The organism is Mesorhizobium sp. M1322, assembly GCF_040318085.1.
Classification (GTDB): Bacteria; Pseudomonadota; Alphaproteobacteria; order Rhizobiales; family Rhizobiaceae; genus Mesorhizobium.
Window position 1 is genome coordinate 15,839 of the sequence record NZ_JAMYLP010000019.1, and the last position, 17,358, is coordinate 33,196.

19 protein-coding genes are annotated in these 17,358 nt (G+C 62.7%); 15 read left to right on the forward strand and 4 right to left on the reverse strand.

Annotation, left to right across the window (positions count from 1 at the left end; genetic code table 11):
• Positions 1-85: 85 nt before the first annotated feature.
• The 6 genes from NKH12_RS09930 (at position 86) to NKH12_RS09955 (ending at position 6,142) form a co-directional block, all read left to right on the forward strand.
• Positions 86-973, forward strand: a complete 888-nt coding sequence (locus tag NKH12_RS09930; RefSeq protein WP_352952943.1) for an ABC transporter permease — start codon at positions 86-88, stop codon at positions 971-973.
• Positions 970-1,848, forward strand: coding sequence for an ABC transporter permease (locus tag NKH12_RS09935; RefSeq protein ID WP_352952944.1), 879 nt, complete (start codon positions 970-972; stop codon positions 1,846-1,848). The genes NKH12_RS09930 and NKH12_RS09935 overlap by 4 nt, the downstream gene beginning before the upstream one ends.
• Positions 1,833-2,903: an ABC transporter substrate-binding protein gene (locus tag NKH12_RS09940; protein ID WP_352952945.1), complete on the forward strand. Its 1,071-nt coding sequence runs from the start codon at positions 1,833-1,835 to the stop codon at positions 2,901-2,903. Before NKH12_RS09935 ends, NKH12_RS09940 begins: the two co-directional genes overlap by 16 nt.
• A gap of 88 nt (positions 2,904-2,991) precedes the next feature.
• The gene (locus tag NKH12_RS09945) at positions 2,992-3,600 is read left to right on the forward strand and encodes a cupin domain-containing protein (protein WP_352952946.1); all 609 of its coding nucleotides are present in this window, start codon (positions 2,992-2,994) and stop codon (positions 3,598-3,600) included.
• Entirely contained in the window at positions 3,590-4,675 is a 1,086-nt protein-coding gene (locus NKH12_RS09950) for an ABC transporter ATP-binding protein (protein ID WP_352952947.1), read from the forward strand. Before NKH12_RS09945 ends, NKH12_RS09950 begins: the two co-directional genes overlap by 11 nt.
• Before the next feature lie 39 nt (positions 4,676-4,714).
• Positions 4,715-6,142: an aldehyde dehydrogenase family protein gene (locus NKH12_RS09955; RefSeq protein ID WP_352952948.1), complete on the forward strand. Its 1,428-nt coding sequence runs from the start codon at positions 4,715-4,717 to the stop codon at positions 6,140-6,142.
• Between the two features lie 60 nt (positions 6,143-6,202).
• Here the strand turns inward: NKH12_RS09955 and NKH12_RS09960 are convergent, their stop codons facing one another.
• Complete coding sequence (locus NKH12_RS09960) at positions 6,203-6,895, reverse strand: FadR/GntR family transcriptional regulator (RefSeq protein WP_352952949.1); 693 nt, start codon at positions 6,893-6,895, stop codon at positions 6,203-6,205.
• Between the two features lie 176 nt (positions 6,896-7,071).
• Here NKH12_RS09960 and NKH12_RS09965 point away from each other — a divergent pair, with 176 nt between their 5' ends.
• The 8 genes from NKH12_RS09965 to NKH12_RS10000 all read left to right on the forward strand — a co-directional run bounded on the left by NKH12_RS09965 (position 7,072) and on the right by NKH12_RS10000 (position 14,402).
• Positions 7,072-8,067 carry an ABC transporter substrate-binding protein gene (locus NKH12_RS09965; RefSeq protein WP_352952950.1) on the forward strand — a complete coding sequence of 332 codons (996 nt, stop codon included), beginning with the start codon at positions 7,072-7,074 and terminating at the stop codon, positions 8,065-8,067.
• A gap of 12 nt (positions 8,068-8,079) precedes the next feature.
• Positions 8,080-8,907 (forward strand): ABC transporter permease, encoded by an 828-nt coding sequence (locus tag NKH12_RS09970; protein WP_352952951.1) that lies wholly within the window; start codon positions 8,080-8,082, stop codon positions 8,905-8,907.
• A gap of 1 nt (position 8,908) precedes the next feature.
• Entirely contained in the window at positions 8,909-9,712 is an 804-nt protein-coding gene (locus tag NKH12_RS09975; RefSeq protein ID WP_352952952.1) for an ABC transporter ATP-binding protein, read from the forward strand.
• A gap of 6 nt (positions 9,713-9,718) precedes the next feature.
• Positions 9,719-10,474 (forward strand): ABC transporter permease, encoded by a 756-nt coding sequence (locus tag NKH12_RS09980; protein ID WP_352952953.1) that lies wholly within the window; start codon positions 9,719-9,721, stop codon positions 10,472-10,474.
• A 2-nt stretch (positions 10,475-10,476) separates the two neighbouring features.
• Entirely contained in the window at positions 10,477-11,175 is a 699-nt protein-coding gene (locus tag NKH12_RS09985) for a fumarylacetoacetate hydrolase family protein (RefSeq protein ID WP_352953005.1), read from the forward strand.
• Positions 11,168-12,697 carry an acyl--CoA ligase gene (locus NKH12_RS09990; protein ID WP_352952954.1) on the forward strand — a complete coding sequence of 510 codons (1,530 nt, stop codon included), beginning with the start codon at positions 11,168-11,170 and terminating at the stop codon, positions 12,695-12,697. The genes NKH12_RS09985 and NKH12_RS09990 overlap by 8 nt, the downstream gene beginning before the upstream one ends.
• Positions 12,698-12,701: 4 nt before the next feature.
• Positions 12,702-13,679, forward strand: a complete 978-nt coding sequence (locus tag NKH12_RS09995) for a 2-dehydropantoate 2-reductase (RefSeq protein ID WP_352953006.1) — start codon at positions 12,702-12,704, stop codon at positions 13,677-13,679.
• A 114-nt stretch (positions 13,680-13,793) separates the two neighbouring features.
• The gene (locus NKH12_RS10000) at positions 13,794-14,402 is read left to right on the forward strand and encodes a 2'-5' RNA ligase family protein (RefSeq protein WP_352952955.1); all 609 of its coding nucleotides are present in this window, start codon (positions 13,794-13,796) and stop codon (positions 14,400-14,402) included.
• Between the two features lie 9 nt (positions 14,403-14,411).
• Here NKH12_RS10000 and NKH12_RS10005 read toward each other — a convergent pair whose 3' ends face one another.
• Both NKH12_RS10005 and NKH12_RS10010 read right to left on the reverse strand, forming a co-directional pair.
• A complete protein-coding gene (locus tag NKH12_RS10005; protein WP_352952956.1) occupies positions 14,412-14,897 on the reverse strand; it encodes an SRPBCC family protein in 486 nt (161 codons plus the stop codon).
• Positions 14,894-15,259, reverse strand: a complete 366-nt coding sequence (locus NKH12_RS10010) for an ArsR/SmtB family transcription factor (RefSeq protein WP_352952957.1) — start codon at positions 15,257-15,259, stop codon at positions 14,894-14,896. The genes NKH12_RS10005 and NKH12_RS10010 overlap by 4 nt, the downstream gene beginning before the upstream one ends.
• Before the next feature lie 175 nt (positions 15,260-15,434).
• On the opposite strand from NKH12_RS10010, the gene NKH12_RS10015 reads away from it, so the two are divergent.
• On the forward strand, positions 15,435-15,791 hold the full coding sequence (locus NKH12_RS10015; protein WP_352952958.1) for an ArsC family reductase: 357 nt from the start codon (positions 15,435-15,437) through the stop codon (positions 15,789-15,791).
• Between the two features lie 54 nt (positions 15,792-15,845).
• Here NKH12_RS10015 and NKH12_RS10020 read toward each other — a convergent pair whose 3' ends face one another.
• Positions 15,846-17,342: a xylulokinase gene (locus NKH12_RS10020; RefSeq protein ID WP_352952959.1), complete on the reverse strand. Its 1,497-nt coding sequence runs from the start codon at positions 17,340-17,342 to the stop codon at positions 15,846-15,848.
• Positions 17,343-17,358 lie beyond the last annotated feature (16 nt).

A 17,358-nucleotide genomic window follows, 5' to 3' on the forward strand; every position in this document is an offset into this window, starting at 1 on the left:
ATTCAAGCGTCGCCCGAAAATCAGCTTGACAGTTTCATGATTATGAAAAAATCTTGAGTAATTTCAAATTTCGATGGCAACCCCGATGTCGACCATCGTTGCAAGACAGCCGCTGCCGGAGTCCCGGTCCTCGACGGGTTTCCGGTTGGCCATGCTGCTGCCGGGCGGGCTGGTCACCTTCTTCCTGATCCTGTTTGCCCTCGGCCTCGTGCTCTTCCTCGCCCTTCGCGACAATGACGGTTCGCTGCTGGGTGCCGGTTTCACTTTTGCGAATTTCATCACCGTGGCATCCGACCCGCTGTACTGGACGGTAACGCTGCGCTCGCTGGCCATTGCCGGCCTGGTGACGCTGGCGACGGTCGTCACCGCCTATCCCGTCGCCTACTATCTTGCCTTCCACGCCGGACGGCGGCGCGGCCTGCTGCTGTTTCTGGTGACGCTGCCGTTCTGGACCAGCTATCTCTTGCGCGTCTTCGCCTGGAAGATCGTGCTTGCCTATAATGGCGTGCTGAACTCGGCGCTCATCGAAAGCGGCATCTGGTCCGAGCCGACACTGGCGTTTCTCAACACGCCGGCCGCCGTCATCGTCACGCTGGCTCACGCCTATGCGCCATTCGCCATCCTGCCCATCTATGTGGCGCTGGACACAATACCGAAATCGCTGCTCGAAGCTGCTTCCGATCTCGGCGCCAAGCCGTTCACCAGCTTCCGCCGCGTCGTGCTGCCGAACTCGATGCCGGGGGTGCTGGCGGCGGCCCTCGTCGTCTTCGTGCCGACGGTCGGCGACTATGTCACTCCCGCGCTGGTCGGTGGTCCTGCCAGCACCATGATCGGCACGCTGATCCAGGCCCAGTTCGGCAAGGCCAATGACTGGCCGTTCGGCGCCGCACTCGCCGTTGCCGTCATGCTGGTCATCCTTGCCGTGGTGCTGGTGGTGCGTTCCGCCGACCGCAGATTTGGCAGCCGCTTATGAACACGGCCCGTATCGATGCAAAGCGGGGCGGCGGTTGGCTCGGCGCCTATGTCCTTGCCTATCTGGTGTTCCTGTACTTGCCGATACTGCTGATCCCGCTGTTTTCCTTCAATAATTCGATCCAGGCGGCGTTTCCGCTGCAAGGCTTCACGTTCGAATGGTACGCGACGCTGTTCGGAAATTCGGCGCTGTCCGGCGCCCTTGCGAACAGCCTCGTCATCGGTGCAATTGCCGCCACCGGTGCGACGCTCTGCGGCATCACAGTGTCCTACATGGACCTCTTCAGTCGCTCGCCGCTTGCCGCCACGATCAGCGCCATCGCGCGGCTGCCGATCCTGATCCCCGGCGTCATCGTCGGCATCTCGCTGTTGATCCTGGTCAACCTCATTGGCTTCGGGCCGTCACGCACGGCCATCGTGTTCGGCCACATATTGGTGGCGCTGCCGACGACGGTGGTGATCATGAAAAGCCGCTTCGCCGCTATCCCCAAGACCATCCGCGAGGCGGCGCTCGATCTCGGCGCGTCTGACTGGACGACGTTCAGGCGGGTCATGCTGCCGCTCAGCCTGCCCGCCATTGTGTCAGCGTTCATGCTGGCCTTCCTGACGTCCTTCGACGAGTTCATCGTCGCCTTCTTCCTCGCCGGCACCGAGCCGACGTTGCCGCTCTACATCTGGAGCCAGCTGCGTTTCCCGAAATCGCTGCCGACCGTCATGGCGCTAGGCACGGCCATCCTCGCCGTGTCCTTCGTCATCGCGGCAATTGCCGAAATCCTGCGCCATCGCGGGCTCGCCGCCGCTCAGCGGCCGGTGCCCGCCGATCTGTCCAAACCAGAAGAAACCGAAAGAGGAGAACTGCAATGGCATTCGACCTGAAATCGATAAATCGCGAGACAGTCCAAGCTGGATTGGCAGCTTTCGCGCTGGCGCTTTCGTCGACCGTCGCGCTTGCGGCCGACAAGCTGCAATATTTCACCTGGTCGGGCTACGAACTGCCCGAGTTCAACAAGAGCTTCCTCGCCGCACACCCCGATGGCGTCGAGGCCTCGATGTTCGGCGACGACGATGACGCCTTCACCAAGGTCAAGGCCGGCTTCCGCCCTGACGTCGCGCATCCCTGCTACGACAAGGTGGCGCGCTGGAACAAGGAAGGCCTGCTGCAGCCGATCGACACCAAGCGCATCAAAAACTGGGATTCGATCTTTCCGGTCTTCAAGAACCTGCCCGACCTGCAGGCCGGCGACGGCAAGGTCTGGATGGTGCCGTGGGACTGGGGCAACACCTCGATCCTCTACCGCACCGATCTGGTGAAGAACCCGGAACCGAGCTGGAACCTTTTGTGGGACAAGCAATATGCCGGGCGCATGGCGACGATCGACGCCGTCCACGATACGCCGGTGGTGGCGGCGCTTCTCGCCGGCGTCAATCCGTTCGACATGACGCCGGAACAGATGGACAAGGTCGCGGAAAAACTGCGCGAGCAGCGCCCGCTGCTCTCCAACTACACCACCGACATGACCTCGGTCGAACAGGCGCTGGCGAGCGGCCAGTTGGTCGCCGCCATGACCTGGAACGCGTCGGCCACCTCGCTGAAGAAGCAGGGTGTACCCGTCGAGTTCATGAAGCCTAGGGAAGGCATGCTGACCTGGGCGTGCGGCTTCGTCATGCTCAAGGACGCCAAGAATGTCGACCTCGCCTATGACTTCATCAACAGCCGGCTGGAGACGGATTCGGGAAAATACCTGATCCAAGCCTATGGTTACGGCAGCTCGAACAGCTCTGCCTTCGCCGCGGTGCCGAAGGAGGAACTGGAGAAGCTGCAGCTGCCGTCCGATCCGGAAGTGATGCTGAAGACCACCGTCTTCACCGGGCCGATGAAACAGAATGACGAACTCGCCAAGATGTTCGAGAAGGTCAAGGCGGGCGGCTGAACCTGGCCTTCCCTTCTCCCACAACAAGGGGAGAAGGGAGAACCGCGAAGCGCCGCTCCAGGATACCGAAAACGAGGTCGGGAAACAGATGGATATACTGGACCAAGCGGCTGAAAAGCCGAAGGACGACGCTGACGTGCGGGTCGGCCGGCGCGTGCGGGCGCTCAGGCTGGAACGCAGTCTTTCGCTGGCCGAGCTTGCCGCCAAGGCCGGCGTTTCGATCGGGGCGCTCAGCCAGATCGAGCGCGGCCTGTCCTCGCTTCGCGTCAAGGTGATCTGGCCGCTCGCCGCCGCTCTCGACATCGAGCCGTCGGCGCTGATTGCTGACGGCAACGATGCCGGCAGCGATCTCTATTGCGTGCGCGCCAACAGCCGGCGGCAGATCCCGGTGAAGTCGGAAGGCATCGCCAAGGCGCTGCTGTCGCCGCCGGCCGCTACGCTCACCGGCATGCTGGTGACGGTGGAAGCCGGCGGCGGCACCGTCGAAGCCTACGCCCATCCCGGCCACGAATTCGGTTTCGTCCTGTCGGGCGAAGTCGAACTTGTGATCGGTTCAACCGCCTATGGGCTGAAGACCGGCGACAGCTTCGCCTTCAAGAGCACCTTGCTGCACGCCTTCCGCAATCCGGGCGCCGAGCGCTGCCAGATCCTCTGGGTCAATACGACCAAGCCGTCCGAGGTTCGCGATGGCGCCTGATCCGCTCGTTCGGCTGGATGCGGTGTCGAAGGTTTTTCCGGGTGGCATCGTTGGGCTCGACGCCGTCGATCTCGACATCGCCCGCGGTGAGTTTCTGACCTTGCTCGGGCCCTCGGGTTGCGGCAAGACCACCAGCCTGCGGGTGATCGCCGGTTTCGAAAGCCCGTCGAGCGGGCGGGTGCTGCTCGACGGCCGAGACATCACTTCGCTGCGGCCCTTCGACCGGCCCGTCAACACCGTGTTCCAGGACTATGCGCTGTTTCCGCACATGAACGTTGCCGAAAATGTCGGCTTCGGTCTGTCGCTGCGCAAGCTTTCGGGCGCCCAGCAGGCAAAGCGTGTCGGCGAAGCGCTCGACATGGTCGGCCTTGCCGAGAAGCTCGGCGCCCGCGTGTCCGAATTGTCGGGCGGCCAGCGCCAGCGCGTCGCGCTCGCCCGTGCCATCGTCTGCGAACCGCGTGTGCTGTTGCTGGACGAGCCGCTGTCGGCGCTCGACGCGCATCTGCGCGAACAGATGCAGGTCGAATTGAAGCGGCTGCAGTCGCGGCTCGGCACCACCTTCGTCCTGGTCACCCACGACCAGACCGAGGCGCTGTCGATCTCCGATCGTATCGTCGTCATGAACAAGGGCCGCATCGAGCAGATTGCGCCGCCGGCCACGCTCTACGACCGGCCCGCCACCAAATTCGTCGCCAGTTTCATCGGCACGATGAACCTGCTGCAGTCGCGCTTTGTCGGCCGTGACGGCGATCGATTGCGTTTCAGCGCCGGCGCCCTGCCGCTCGAAGCCACCTCGGAAACCGGCGAAGCCCCCGGCGAAGGCGCGATGCGAACCATCGGTGTGCGTCCGGAGGATCTTCTGGCGACGACCGATGCTGCGCCCGGCACCGCGCCGGTACGGGTGAGCAGTATCGTCTTTCACGGCCGCACCTTGCGCCTGCACGCCGAATTGGGGCAGGGGATACCAGTGGTGATCGATGCGCCGCGCCGGGCGGAAGGTTTTCAGTTCAGCGTCGGCGATGTGGCGCATATCAGCCTGCGCCGCGGCGCGAACTGCCCTATGCTGCCCGGCTAATCTGATCCCCATCCTTTCCAGAAAACCGGAGCACCACCCATGAGCAATCACCTGAACTTCTTCATCGACGGCAAATGGGTCGCGCCCGTGGTGCCGGCAACGCTGGATGTGATCGATCCGTCCACCGAGGAGGCCTATACGAAAATCTCCGTCGGCTCGAAGGCCGATGTCGATCGCGCCGTGGCAGCGGCCAAGGCAGCCTTCCCGGTCTTTTCGCAAACCAGCAAGGCCGAGCGCCTGCAACTGCTGAAGCGCATCCTCGAAGTCTACAACGAGCGCTACGAGGACATCGCGCAGGCTGTCAGCCAGGAGATGGGCGCGCCGATCACCTGGGCGCGCGAGGCGCAGGCCTGGGCGGGCAGGGCGCATATGGAAGCCACTATTCATGCGCTGGAGGATTACGAATTCAGCGAGAAGCGCGGCACCACCATGGTGGTCAAGGAGCCGATCGGCGTCTGTGCGCTGATCACGCCGTGGAACTGGCCGCTCAACCAGATCGTCTGCAAGGTGGCGCCGGCGATCGCCGCCGGCTGCACGGTCGTGCTGAAGCCTTCCGAGATCGCGCCGATCAGCGGCGTCATCTTTTCGGAAGTGATGGAAGCGGCCGGCACGCCGAAGGGCGTCTACAACATGGTCAACGGCACCGGTCCGGATGTCGGACAGGTCATGGCCGGCCATCCCGACGTCGACATGGTCTCGTTCACCGGTTCGACCCGGGCCGGCGTCATCGTCGCCAAAACAGCGGCCGAGACGGTCAAGCGCGTCGCGCAGGAGCTCGGCGGCAAGTCGGCCAACATCGTGCTGCCCGATGCCGACTTCAGGAAGGCCGTGCGCAAGGGCGTCAACGCCTGTTTCGGCAATAGCGGCCAATCCTGCGACGCGCCGACGCGCATGCTGGTGCCGGCCGGCCGCCACGACGAGGCGCTCACGATCGCCAAGAAGGCGGCCGAGGCGCACAAGGTCGGCGATCCGCGCTCGGAAGAAACCAAGCTCGGGCCGGTGGTCAGCAACATCCAGTTCGACAAGATCCAGCGGCTGATCGAGGCCGGCATCGCCGAGGGTGCTACGCTGGTCACCGGCGGTCTCGGCCGGCCGGAGCATCTTAATCGCGGTTATTACGTGCGGCCGACCGTCTTCGGCCACGTCAAGCCGGGCATGACCATCGAGAAGGAGGAGATTTTTGGGCCGGTGCTTTCGGTCATCTCCTATGATGACGACGACGACGCGGTGAAGATCGCCAACGACACGGTCTACGGCCTCGCCGCCTATGTCCAGTCCGGAGATATCGAGCACGCTCGTACCGTGGCAGGGCGCCTGCGCGCCGGGCAGGTCTCGATCAACTATCCGGAGTGGGACACATTCGCACCCTTCGGCGGCTACAAGCAGTCGGGCAATGGCCGCGAATATGCCGACTGGGCGATCCACGATTTCCTCGAGATCAAGGGCATCATCGGCTACGGCGCCTAACCCCGAACAGCGCCGCGCGCCCAAGAAGGACGCGCGGCGCTGTAGCGTGGCCAATCCAAGCTATTCGGCGGCTTCGCGGACAGGGATCAGGCGCCGCTCGACCTGTTGGAGATGCAGGCGCATCGCTGCCGCCGCGCCACCCAAGTCGCGCTCGGCGATCGCTTCGACGATCCGTTCATGGTCGGCGAAGCTGTGATGGTCTGCCGGAGGGCGGGCGCCTTCTGAACGAAGACGTCCCCACACTACGGTTCGGCGCACGGCGTTCAGGACATCGAATAGGCCGAGCAGCACGTTGTTGCGGCTCGCCTGCGCAATCTGCCGGTGGAGCAGATTGTCGATATTCTCGTATTGCCGCCATGTGACGGCTTCCCGCGTCTGCACCAGCGATTGACGCATGCCTGCGATATCGGAAAGCGTGGCGTGCAGCGCCGCTTCGCGCGCAATCTCGGGTTCGATGATGAGGCGAGCGCGCATCACGTCGGCCGGATTGGTGCGTCCGGCGATTTCCGAAATGCCGATCGTCTCCTCGACCGGTCCACTGCCGACGAAGGTGCCCCTGCCGACGTGACGCCAGATGCGGCCGTCCTTCTCGAGCACTGCCAGCGCCTTGCGCAGATCGCCGCGCGATACGCCGAGGCTCTCGGACAGTTCCCGCTCGGCAGGCAGCCGTGTCTCGCCGGCATGGTCCATCTGGGCAAGATAGGCCTGAAGCTGAACTAGGGCGGCGTGGCCGCCATTACCGGGATCGTCCATCGATTTAACCAATTCGCATAAGATTTCCCTTTGTCGGTGTTAAAACGATTAGCTTAAACCGTCAACTGGCGAGTTTTCTAGCCCGCACGTTCGACATGGCGTAGTTTCTCCTTGACCAATCCTCTCCGCAGCCTTAACCAATTAAGGTAATGGTTACAAAAACGGGAGGAATGACAATGGCCAGCTTGACCAGACGTACCATCCTTGCCACCGCTTTCGCCGCGGCTCTGGCATGGGCACTGCCCCTGTCGGCCGCAAATGCGGGCGACATGCGCATCGCATTCGGCGACCTTCCCGGTATAGAATCCATCCAGACACTCGCCGCGATAGAGCGCGCCAAGGAGCGCGGCGTGAATGTCGAGCTCATTGTTCTCAATGACGAGGATCTGGCAGCCCAGGCGATTGTCGGCGGCCAGGCCGATGTCGGCATCGGCGCCCCCTACACTCTGATCCAGAAGGTCGGCGTGCCGATCCGCATCTTTGCGCAGATATCGACGCTGCGCTTCTTTCCCGTCGTCAACAGCGAATTCTACAAGGAATGGAAGGATCTGGACGGGCAGGAAGTCGCCGTTCAGGCGCGCGGCTCCGGCACCGAGGCTGTCATGCTCCTGATGGCGAAAAACCACGGCATCAAGCTCGGTAACATCAGCTATGTCCCGGGTTCCGAGGTTCGCCGCAATGCGCTGCTCCAGGGGACAATCAAGGCGTCGATCGTCGATGCCGCAAACAGGCGCGCGCTTGAGGCCGAAGCCCCCGGCAAGTTCATCGTTCTGCCGGTCGAGGATCTCGGCGCCTCGGACGAAGCGCTTTTCGCGACCGCGGACTATCTGAAGAACAACGCCGCTGACGTCGACATCCTGGTCGAGGAACTGATGAAGACCGCGCGGGAAATAACCGCGAACCCGACTGTCGCGGTCGAGCTCCGCAACAAATACAAACTGCTGCCGGATCTCGGCGCGGAGGCGGATAGCGAAATCACCGAATACTACAAGGAAACCGCGGAAGCCGGCAGCCTTGCGCTGAATGGCGGCGGAGCGGATGCGGCCAAAGACGACTTTGCCTTCTTCAGCCTTGCCGGCCAGATCGAGGGCGATCCCGCGAGCCTCAAGGTCGAGGACTTCTGGGATGTCTCCGCAATCGACCGCGCCGTCGCCAAGCTCGGCAAGAAATAGGCGGCCTGCCGGATGGCCGTAAGCATCAGAACCGACGGCGAGGCTGCCGGCCTCGCTTCCCCATCCAGTCGCAGCGCGAGGGTCGCATCGTGGGACCAGCCGATCCTGCTCAGGCTGGTGTCGATCGCTCTGTTCGCGGGGATTTGGGAGGTGGCCGGGCGTATTCCGGTCAGCTTTGCCTTCCCGACTTTTTCCGACACCATCGTCGCGTTTTTCGGACTGCTCGCCGACGGCAGCTTGGCAACTGCCTATCTTTCGACACTGCAGCCGCTGGTGCTCGGCGTTGTCCTGTCGGCGTTCCTCGGTGTCGGCCTCGGCACGATCTGTGGCCTGTGGCGCACCGGCGAATGGCTGGTGATCCCTGTGTTCATCGTGCTTCAGGCAGCACCCGTCGCCGCCTTCATTCCGATGGTCACCTTTGTCTACGGAATTGGCATGACCGCCAAGACGCTCGCCGTCATGATCCTGGCGCTGCCGGTCATCGTGCTCAATACCTACAAGGCTGTGCGCAACGTCAACGAGTCGCTGCTGGTTATGTGCCGATCATTCCTGGGCACAAATTGGCAGACCGTCGCCAAGATCATTCTTCCGGACGCCAGCCCGGTGATTTTTGCCGGTTTGCGCCTCGGCGTGGCTGCCGGGTTTGTCGGCGTGGTGCTCGCCGAGCTGCTGATTACCCCGACCGGCATCGGCGACCTCATCACCTTCCACCGCTCGCGCGCAGACTACGCCGAGATGTACGCAACAATTGCCTCGATCATTGCGCTTTCAACCCTGACGCTCGTCTTTCTGCAGTGGGTGGAAGTCCGTGTTTTCAGGCCTGAAAGTAGAGGTGCTTAAGATGGGCGTGACCGCATTGCGAAATGGACCGTCGCCAGTTCCCGCACCGATCGATTCAATCGTGGAAGTGAGAGGAATTTCCAAGACATACGGCAATGTCGAGGCGCTGCGCGGCATCGATCTCGACTTTCCGAGGGGCAAGCTGACCAGCCTTCTCGGACCCAGCGGTTGCGGAAAGACGACGCTGCTGAAGATCATAGCGGGGCTGATACGGGCCGATGGCGGCACCGTCGCGATCAATGGCAAGCGCGTCAGCGCACCAGGCCCCGAACGCGCTTTCGTGTTCCAGGATTTTGCGCTGATGCCTTGGGCCACCGTGATACGCAACGTCGCCTTCGGGCTTGAATTGCGCGGCACCAATAAGGCCGAGCGCGAGGAGATCGCCCGCCGCTATATCGCCGAGGTAGGCCTCGCCGGCTTCGAGGATAAATATCCGCACCAGCTGTCGGGCGGCATGCGCCAGCGCGTCGGCCTGGCGCGGGCCCTGTCGGTCGATGCAGACGTCCTGCTGCTCGACGAACCGTTTTCGGCGGTCGACGAGCAAAACCGGCGGAAGTTCCAGGAAGACCTGATCCGACTGCGCACCAACCAGAACAAGACCTTCATCTTCGTCACGCACTCGATCGAGGAGGCGGTCTACATCTCCGATCGTATCGTGTTGCTGTCACCCAGACCCGGCCGGGTTTCGCAGATCATTGAACCGGAAATCGATCGCTCCGGCGACCCGGAGCGCATCCATCGCGACAGGCACTATCTCGATACCGTCGAGGAGATCTGGCAGGGGCTGAAGCAGTATGTGGAGTGACCGGCCATGACCCTGTTTGGCTACCGAGTACCAATGATGGCGTCCCTGCTCGTCTGGTGCGTCGTGTGGGAAGTCGTCGGCCGGCTGGACCTTGTCTTTCTGCTGCCGCCGTTTAGCGACGTGCTGGTTGCAGCGGTCAGTCTCGTGCAGACCCCGTCCTGGCAGAGCGCGACGGTCACCACCCTTCGCGCCTTCGCCATGGGCATGGCCCTGTCGATCGTAATCGGCGTGCCACTGGGCATCCTGATGGGGCGCGTCAAGATCGCCGACGACCTGCTTGGCATGTGGGTCAACATCTTTTCAAGCGCACCGCTCTCGGCAATCGTCCCGGTTCTGATGATCCTGTTCGGCTTCGGCGAAAAGACGATCGTTGCGGCGGTGTTCCTGTTTGCGATCTGGATCATCGTTCTCGACACCCGCGCCGGGGTCCGCCACATCTCGCCGTCGCTGGTCGAGATGGCGCGTTCCTATGGCGCCTCTCGCCCGGCGCTCTATACCAAGATCATCCTGTGGGCGGCACTGCCGGAAATCCTTGCCGGCATCCGCCTCGGCCTCATCCGCGGCGTCAAGGGCGTCGTCATCGGTCAGTTGCTCGTCGCCATCGTCGGCTACGGTGCGCTGTTCGAGACCTTCTCGCGAAATTTCCGTATGGCCGAATTCTGGGCCCTGACCATCATCCTTTTTGCCTTCGCCCTGCTGATCGCTGAACTGATCGAACGGGCCGAAGCCAAAGTCGAATACTATGCAGGAGCAAGACAGTGAACATGCACGGCACGGCCTCAAGCTACGTCATCGAACCGACCGCAATCCCGAGCATCCCGGTGGCGGGAACCGACAAAATGTTTCCGGTGCACCGGGTCTATTGCGTCGGACGGAACTATGCCGCGCATGCAGTCGAGATGGGACACGACCCCAACAAGGAGCCGCCATTCTTCTTCCAGAAGAATCCCGACAACCTCTATACGACAGGAGAATTTCCGTATCCTCCGGCCTCCAACGATGTCCACCACGAGATCGAAATGGTCGTGGCGCTGAAAAGCGGCGGTACGGATATCCTGGTCGAAAAGGCTCTGGACTGCGTGTTCGGTTATGGCGTAGGTCTCGACATGACGCGGCGCGACCTGCAAGGTAAGGCGAAGGACATGGGCCGTCCTTGGGAGGTCGGCAAGGCCTTCGAGGCGTCGGCGCCATGCACGCCGTTGGTTCCGGCAAGCTCCATCGGTCATCCAACCCAGGGAGCGATTTGGCTGGACGTCAATGGCGAGCGCAAACAGACCGGCGACCTCAACCAGATGATTTGGAAAGTTCCGGAAATGATCAGCTATCTCTCAGGTCTTTTCACGTTGATGCCGGGGGACATCATTCTTTCCGGCACGCCGGCGGGCGTCGGCGCGGTCATTCGCGGTGATGTTCTTCGCGGTCATATCGATGGCGTCGGCGACCTAGAGGTTCGCGTTGTCTGAAGCGTCGATCATTGAGCGGCTTGCCGCCGGAGCGGACAATGCACCGGCGATTTCGGCCCCCGATAGGATCACGCTCACCCATGGCGGACTGCGCCGCCTGATCTCAGAAACGGCAGCGCAGCTCAATGCACTGGGCCTCGGCCGTGGCGACCGGGTGGCCATCGTGCTGCCGAACGGGCCGGAGATGGCGACAGCCTTTGTCGCGGTGGCGGCGGCGGCGTCCACGGCGCCACTCAACCCGGCCTACCGGGCCGACGAACTCGACTTCTATCTGACCGACATCGGCGCCAAGGCGATCCTGGTTGCCGAAGACGAAGGCGGCCCGGCGGTGACCGTCGCCGAGCGCCTGGGCATAGCGGTGCTAAGGCTCACAGCACTGCGTGACGCGCCTGCCGGAAGCTTCAAGATTGAGGGAGAATCGATCGGTCCGCCGGCCGCGCCCGAACTGGCTGAGGACAGCGATATCGCGCTGTTGCTGCACACTTCAGGCACCACGTCACGCCCCAAGCTGGTGCCGCTCAGCCATGCCAATCTCGCCGCCTCGGCCGCCCATATCGGCGCGACGCTCGGTCTGACGGCCGGCGATCGCTGCCTCAACATCATGCCGCTGTTCCACATTCATGGGCTGATCGCCGCGGTGCTGTCCTCGCTCGCCGCCGGCGGCAGCGTCTTCTGCACGCCGGGCTTCAACGCGCTGCGTTTCTTCCATTGGCTTAGCGCGGCGCGGCCGAGCTGGTACACGGCCGTGCCGACCATGCATCAGGCGATCCTGCCGCGCGCGGCGCGCAATGCCGATGCGCTGGCCGCAGCGCCTCTTCGCTTCATCCGCTCGTCCTCGGCATCGCTCCCGCCGCAAGTGATGGCCGAGGTTGAGGCGACTTTCGGCTGCCCGGTGATCGAATCCTACGGCATGACCGAGGCCGCGCACCAGATGGCGTCGAACCGGTTGCCGCCGGGTCTTCGCAAACCGGGCAGCGTCGGCGCCGCCGCCGGACCGGAAGTGGCGGTGATGGCGTTGGACGGGCAATTGCTGAAGCCGGGTGAGACCGGCGAGATCGTCATTCGCGGGCCCAATGTCACCGCCGGCTACGAGAAAAATCCGGACGCCAATGCCACTGCCTTCGCGCATGGCTGGTTTCATACCGGCGACCAGGGCGTGCTCGACGGCGACGGCTATCTGCGCGTCACCGGCCGGCTCAAGGAGATCATCAACCGTGGCGGTGAGAAGATCTCGCCGCTCGAGGTCGACGACGTGCTGATGGATCATCCAGCGGTGGCGCAGGTCGTCACCTTCGCCACGCCACACGACAAGCTCGGCGAGGAGGTCGCGGCTGCGATCGTGCTGCGCGAGGGCATGGCCGCCACCGAAGGCGACATCCGCAGCTTCGCCGCGATGCGGCTTGCCGACTTCAAGGTGCCGCGCATTGTCCTGATCATGGATGAAATCCCGAAGGGCGCGACGGGCAAGCTGCAGCGCATCGGTCTCGCGACCAAACTCGGTCTTGCCAAACCCGGGCTTTGAAATGATGCGGATCACCATTTTCGGCGCCGGCGCGATCGGCGGCTATCTCGCGGCCAAACTTGCCATGGCCGGCCGGGGCGATCTGTCTATCGTGGCGCGCGGTGCGCATCTCGACGCGATCAAGACGGCCGGGCTTCGCCTGATTGAAGACGGCAATGAATCCGTCGTCTCTGTCAGGGCCGCCGCGCAGGCGCAGGAATTAGGTGCCCAGGACTATGTCGTGCTGGCGCTCAAGGCCCATTCGGTCGCACCGGCGCTCGACCAGATCGCGCCGCTGCTGGGCGAGGCGACGGCCGTCGTCACAATGCAGAATGGCGTGCCGTGGTGGTATTTCCATAAGATCGGTGGGTCGCTCGAAGGCACGCGGTTGCAAGCGGTGGATCCCGGTGGGGTGATCTGGGATCGGCTTGGCCCGGATCGCGTCATCGGCTCGGTCGTCTATCCCGCGGCCGAGGTGGATGCGCCCGGCCTGGTCCGCCATATCGAGGGAAAGCGGTTCTCGCTTGGCGAGCCTTCAGGCGAGAAGAGCGAACGTGTCACGCGGCTTGCCGAGGAGATGGTTGCGGCGGGGCTGCAGGCGCCGGTCCGCGACGACATCCGGAGTGAGACATGGGTGAAGCTCTGGGGCAATCTCTCCTTCAACCCGATTTCCGCGCTGACCGGCAGCACGCTTGCAGCAATCACTGCCGACGAGGCAACCCGCACGCTTGCCCGCGCCATGATGCTGGAGGCGCAGGCGATCGGCGAAAGTCTCGGGGTGCGTTTCCCGATATCCGTCGATCGCCGCATCAAGGGTGCCGGCGACGTCGGCGAGCACAAGACGTCGATGCTGCAGGATCTGGAGCGCGGCCGTCCGATGGAGATCGACGCGCTGGTGACTGCGGTTCAGGAACTCGGCCGGCTGACTAGCCAGCCGACGCCCACCATCGACAGCGTGCTGGCACTGGTGCGCCGCCTCGCCACCGAACGCGGCTGCTATTGATGTACCGATCGTGAAGTTGCCGACTCGATCCCCACTTGACTCTCCAGTTTGTTCCTGTTTTGTTTCAGGTCAAACAAAGTTTAACAGGAGCGTTCCTCGGCCGAACGAGTACAGATGTATCGGCAGCAAGAGTTCGATTTCGGCATACCTCTTCCTCCGTGGCAGCCGAAGCTGCGGGATCGCGTGTTCTTCGCGTTGCGTCTGGAGCCGAATGACTATTCCCGATTTTCCGCTCTACAAAGACAGATATGCGGCCTCAACGAGATAACCGGATCGCTGTTGCTGGAAGGGCGGTTTCACGTCAGCTTGCAGCATGCCGGCGACTACAAGAGGCTTCGATCGAAAATCGTATTCGCGGCAAGGCGGTCCGGCCGACTGGTCACTGTCCCAGCGTTTGAGGTCACGTTTCGCTATGCGGGAAGCTTCCCAGGTCCTCCAGTCACAAGGGGCAAGCTGCCTTCGCGGCCATTTGTACTTCTGGCCGACAACGGGCCGGTTTGCGAACTTAGTCGGTTGCTTGGGGCGGGAATGAAGGCGAACGGGCTGAAATCGTCAGATCATTTCGTTCCACATATGACACTTGCTTACGACGAAAAATTCATCGTTAGGCAGCTTATCGATCCGATCAGTTTCGTCGCAAGGGAGTTCATTCTTATTCACAGCCTGCGCGGTCTAACGGTGTACAGAAATCTGGATCGCTGGCCATTGATCGCCACCTCATAACCAATCCGCTCAGATCGTCTTGACGTAAGCCGCCAGCTGATCCGCTACGGTGCCCCAGCCATCGAAAAAGCCCATCTCCTCGTGGTTCTTTCGTGTCGCTTCATCGCGGTGGATGGCGGTCGCGGTGTAGCGTGTCCCCTTGCCTTCCGGCTGCAACGATATGACCGCTGTGATGAATGGGTCCCCTGACGGCCGATAGCCGGGCAGCAACGCATCGGTCCACACCAGCCGCTCGTTCGGGACGATGTCGAGGTAGCAGCAATGGCGGTCATTGACCTCGTTGCCGTCAGGCGACTGCATGCGGGTCCTGAACAGGCCGCCGGGCCTGAGGTCGATCTCGCAATCGGTGACGATCCACGGCTTCGGTGTGAACCATTGCCGAACATGTTCGGGCGTCGTCCAGGCTGTCCACAAAAGCGCGCGCGGCGCGTCGATGACGCGTTCGAGAACGAGGTCGAGTTTTGGATTTGGTTTGAACAGCGGGGTCGAACTCATTTGTCTTTCTCCTTGAGTTTCAGGACATACTCGTCGAACTGATCGAGGCGGCGTTCCCACAACGCGCGTTGCTCGGCCAGCCAATTTTCCGCAAGTTTCAGCGGCTCAGGCGCGAGTTGGTAGGTCCTGACGCGGCCGGCTTTTTCGGAACGCACCAGCCCGCAGCCTTCCAGCACCCTGAGATGTTCAATGAAGGAGGGCAGGGCCATATCGAACGGCTGCGCAAGCTCACTGACCGAGGCGGGGCTTCTGTTCAGCCGCTCGACGACACGGCGGCGCGTCGGATCGGATAGCGCCCGAAAGATGCCGTCGATCGGTGGAGTGTTCGGACTTGCCGTGTGCGGGATTGTTGCGGCGGTCATGTCTTCCTCGCGCCACTGCGTATCGCAAAGATGGTTCGGAAAAAATACCTAGGAAATTTCCTTAGTGTTGGCAAGCCCAAATCTTGAAGATGCTGGCAGGCCGCTGGCAAAGTGAGAAGTGCGGTTTTAGGGTGCCACCAGATTCGACGAACGATCAGTCCGAGGGACCCTAATTTTGACCATCACGATGTACGGCATCACCAATTGCGACACCATCAAGAAGGCGCGCACCTGGCTGGAAAGCCACGATGTTGCCTATCGTTTTCACGATTATCGGGTCGAAGGGCTGGACGCGGACCGGCTGAACGGCTGGTCCGGCAAGGTCGGCTGGGAAATCCTGCTCAACAAGGCGAGCACGACGTTTCGCGAACTTTCGGACAAGGACAAGCTGAGCCTCGACGAGAAGAAGGCCAAGGCGCTGATGCTGGCCAAGCCGACGATGATCAAGCGGCCGGTCCTCGATCTCGGTGATCGTATCCTCGTCGGCTTCAAGCCTGATGTCTATCAGCAGGCGGTGGGTGGGTTGAAGTAGCGGGATGGGATGCTTTTCACGCTCGAGTTCGAGAGCCTGGTTGCCGCGCCGGTCTCAATTCCGCCAGGCGAATTGGGTCGCGGAAAAGACCTTGGCCTGCTTGGCCGACAGCGCGTCCCATGCTTCGCGGCAGCGTGGGTCCGGTTCGATTGTCTCGGCGATGCTCGTCATGGCGTCCGCGGCCTCAGCAAAACTCTCGAACCATCCGATGCCGACCGCGGCGCTAATGGCTGCGCCGAGGGACGAGGCCTCGGCATTGTGACCCTTATGGATCGCTATCCCGGTTGCGTCCGCGATCATCTTTGTCCAAAGGCTGCTGTTGGCGCCGCCGCCGATCGCCACCATTTGCGCCGGCGAAAGACCATGGCTGCGCATCTCTTCGAGAGCCCGGGCGGTTTGCAGCGTCATCGCCTCTAGTCCCGCACGATAAAAATGGCCGAGCGTATGCGAGGGGTGCATGCCGATGAAGCTCGCGCGTGCGCTCGGATCCCAATGCGGGTCCATGCAACCGACCAGGGTGGTGCCGGCGAGAAGTCCGTCCGAGCCGATCGGGACGGCCGCCGCTTCCCTTTCCAGGCGGTCGAAGATCGCCGGATCGGAGCGTCCGCCGGCAAACATGTCGACGAACCAGTTGATGAAATAGACACCCGCCCGCTGCACTGCCTCGAGGAAATAGCCATCGCCTGTCGGCGAGGTCATGGTACGCCAGAAGGCGCCGACCACCGGTTCCCGCGACCAGATTCCTGCGATGGTCGCAGTTCCGAGATTGAGATAGACGACGCCGTCGCGCATGGCATTGACGCCGAGACCGGCGCATTGCCCATCGCCGCCGGCGGCAATCACCGGCGTTCCTTCGGCGAGGCCCGTAGCGGCGGCGGCTGCAGCATGAACGGTCCCGACCCGCGTGCCGGACCGCACCGCATTGGGAAGTTGCGACGGCTTGATGCCGAGATGATCGAGGATCGGCTGCGACCATACCTTGCGCGAGATGTCGAAGAGACCGAACGGATCGGCGCTCGTCCAGCTCGCACTCGGCGTTCCCGTCAGTTTCAGCGTCAGATAGCCGTGCACGTCGAGGATTTTATTCGCATGATCCAAACGTTTCGGCTCGTTCTCGCGCAGCCATTTCAGGCGGTAGACCACCGGCGTCACATCGATCGGTTTGCCGGTGATCGCGTGCAGCCGCTCTCGGCCAATCTCCGCGGCGAAACGGTCGACCAGCCCGGCGGCACGTTCGTCGAGCCAGAGGCTCGCGGGTCCGATCGGCTCGCCGGCGCCGTCGATGAGGGCTACGGTCTCGCGCTGGTTGGAGATCGCGATACCCGCAATGCGTTTCGCGTCGACTGCGCCGACAAGCTGTTGCAGCGCCGTCGTCGCGGCCCGCCACCAGTCGGTGACCTCCTGCTCGACATAGTCCGGCTTCGGCTTCATCAGATCGAGCGGCGCGCGGCCTTCGGCCACGGCCCGTCCGTCCCGGCTCCAGGCAATCGCCTTGCAGGATTGCGTAGAACTGTCGAGGCCGACGACAAGAGGTCCGTCGCTGCTGCCCATGATTGTCCTCCCGAGA

Excerpts from the sequence above, each read along its gene's own strand:
- NKH12_RS09930 (WP_352952943.1), top strand. The coding sequence starts at position 86 with ATGTCGACCATCGTTGCAAGACAGCCGCTGCCGGAGTCCCGGTCCTCG.
- NKH12_RS09935 (WP_352952944.1), top strand. The coding sequence starts at position 970 with ATGAACACGGCCCGTATCGATGCAAAGCGGGGCGGCGGTTGGCTCGGC.
- NKH12_RS09940 (WP_352952945.1), top strand. The coding sequence starts at position 1,833 with ATGGCATTCGACCTGAAATCGATAAATCGCGAGACAGTCCAAGCTGGA.
- NKH12_RS09945 (WP_352952946.1), top strand. The coding sequence starts at position 2,992 with ATGGATATACTGGACCAAGCGGCTGAAAAGCCGAAGGACGACGCTGAC.
- NKH12_RS09950 (WP_352952947.1), top strand. The coding sequence starts at position 3,590 with ATGGCGCCTGATCCGCTCGTTCGGCTGGATGCGGTGTCGAAGGTTTTT.
- NKH12_RS09955 (WP_352952948.1), top strand. The coding sequence starts at position 4,715 with ATGAGCAATCACCTGAACTTCTTCATCGACGGCAAATGGGTCGCGCCC.
- NKH12_RS09960 (WP_352952949.1), bottom strand. The coding sequence starts at position 6,895 with ATGGACGATCCCGGTAATGGCGGCCACGCCGCCCTAGTTCAGCTTCAG.
- NKH12_RS09965 (WP_352952950.1), top strand. The coding sequence starts at position 7,072 with ATGGCCAGCTTGACCAGACGTACCATCCTTGCCACCGCTTTCGCCGCG.
- NKH12_RS09970 (WP_352952951.1), top strand. The coding sequence starts at position 8,080 with ATGGCCGTAAGCATCAGAACCGACGGCGAGGCTGCCGGCCTCGCTTCC.
- NKH12_RS09975 (WP_352952952.1), top strand. The coding sequence starts at position 8,909 with ATGGGCGTGACCGCATTGCGAAATGGACCGTCGCCAGTTCCCGCACCG.
- NKH12_RS09980 (WP_352952953.1), top strand. The coding sequence starts at position 9,719 with ATGACCCTGTTTGGCTACCGAGTACCAATGATGGCGTCCCTGCTCGTC.
- NKH12_RS09985 (WP_352953005.1), top strand. The coding sequence starts at position 10,477 with ATGCACGGCACGGCCTCAAGCTACGTCATCGAACCGACCGCAATCCCG.
- NKH12_RS09995 (WP_352953006.1), top strand. The coding sequence starts at position 12,702 with ATGCGGATCACCATTTTCGGCGCCGGCGCGATCGGCGGCTATCTCGCG.
- NKH12_RS10000 (WP_352952955.1), top strand. The coding sequence starts at position 13,794 with ATGTATCGGCAGCAAGAGTTCGATTTCGGCATACCTCTTCCTCCGTGG.
- NKH12_RS10005 (WP_352952956.1), bottom strand. The coding sequence starts at position 14,897 with ATGAGTTCGACCCCGCTGTTCAAACCAAATCCAAAACTCGACCTCGTT.
- NKH12_RS10010 (WP_352952957.1), bottom strand. The coding sequence starts at position 15,259 with ATGACCGCCGCAACAATCCCGCACACGGCAAGTCCGAACACTCCACCG.
- NKH12_RS10020 (WP_352952959.1), bottom strand. The coding sequence starts at position 17,342 with ATGGGCAGCAGCGACGGACCTCTTGTCGTCGGCCTCGACAGTTCTACG.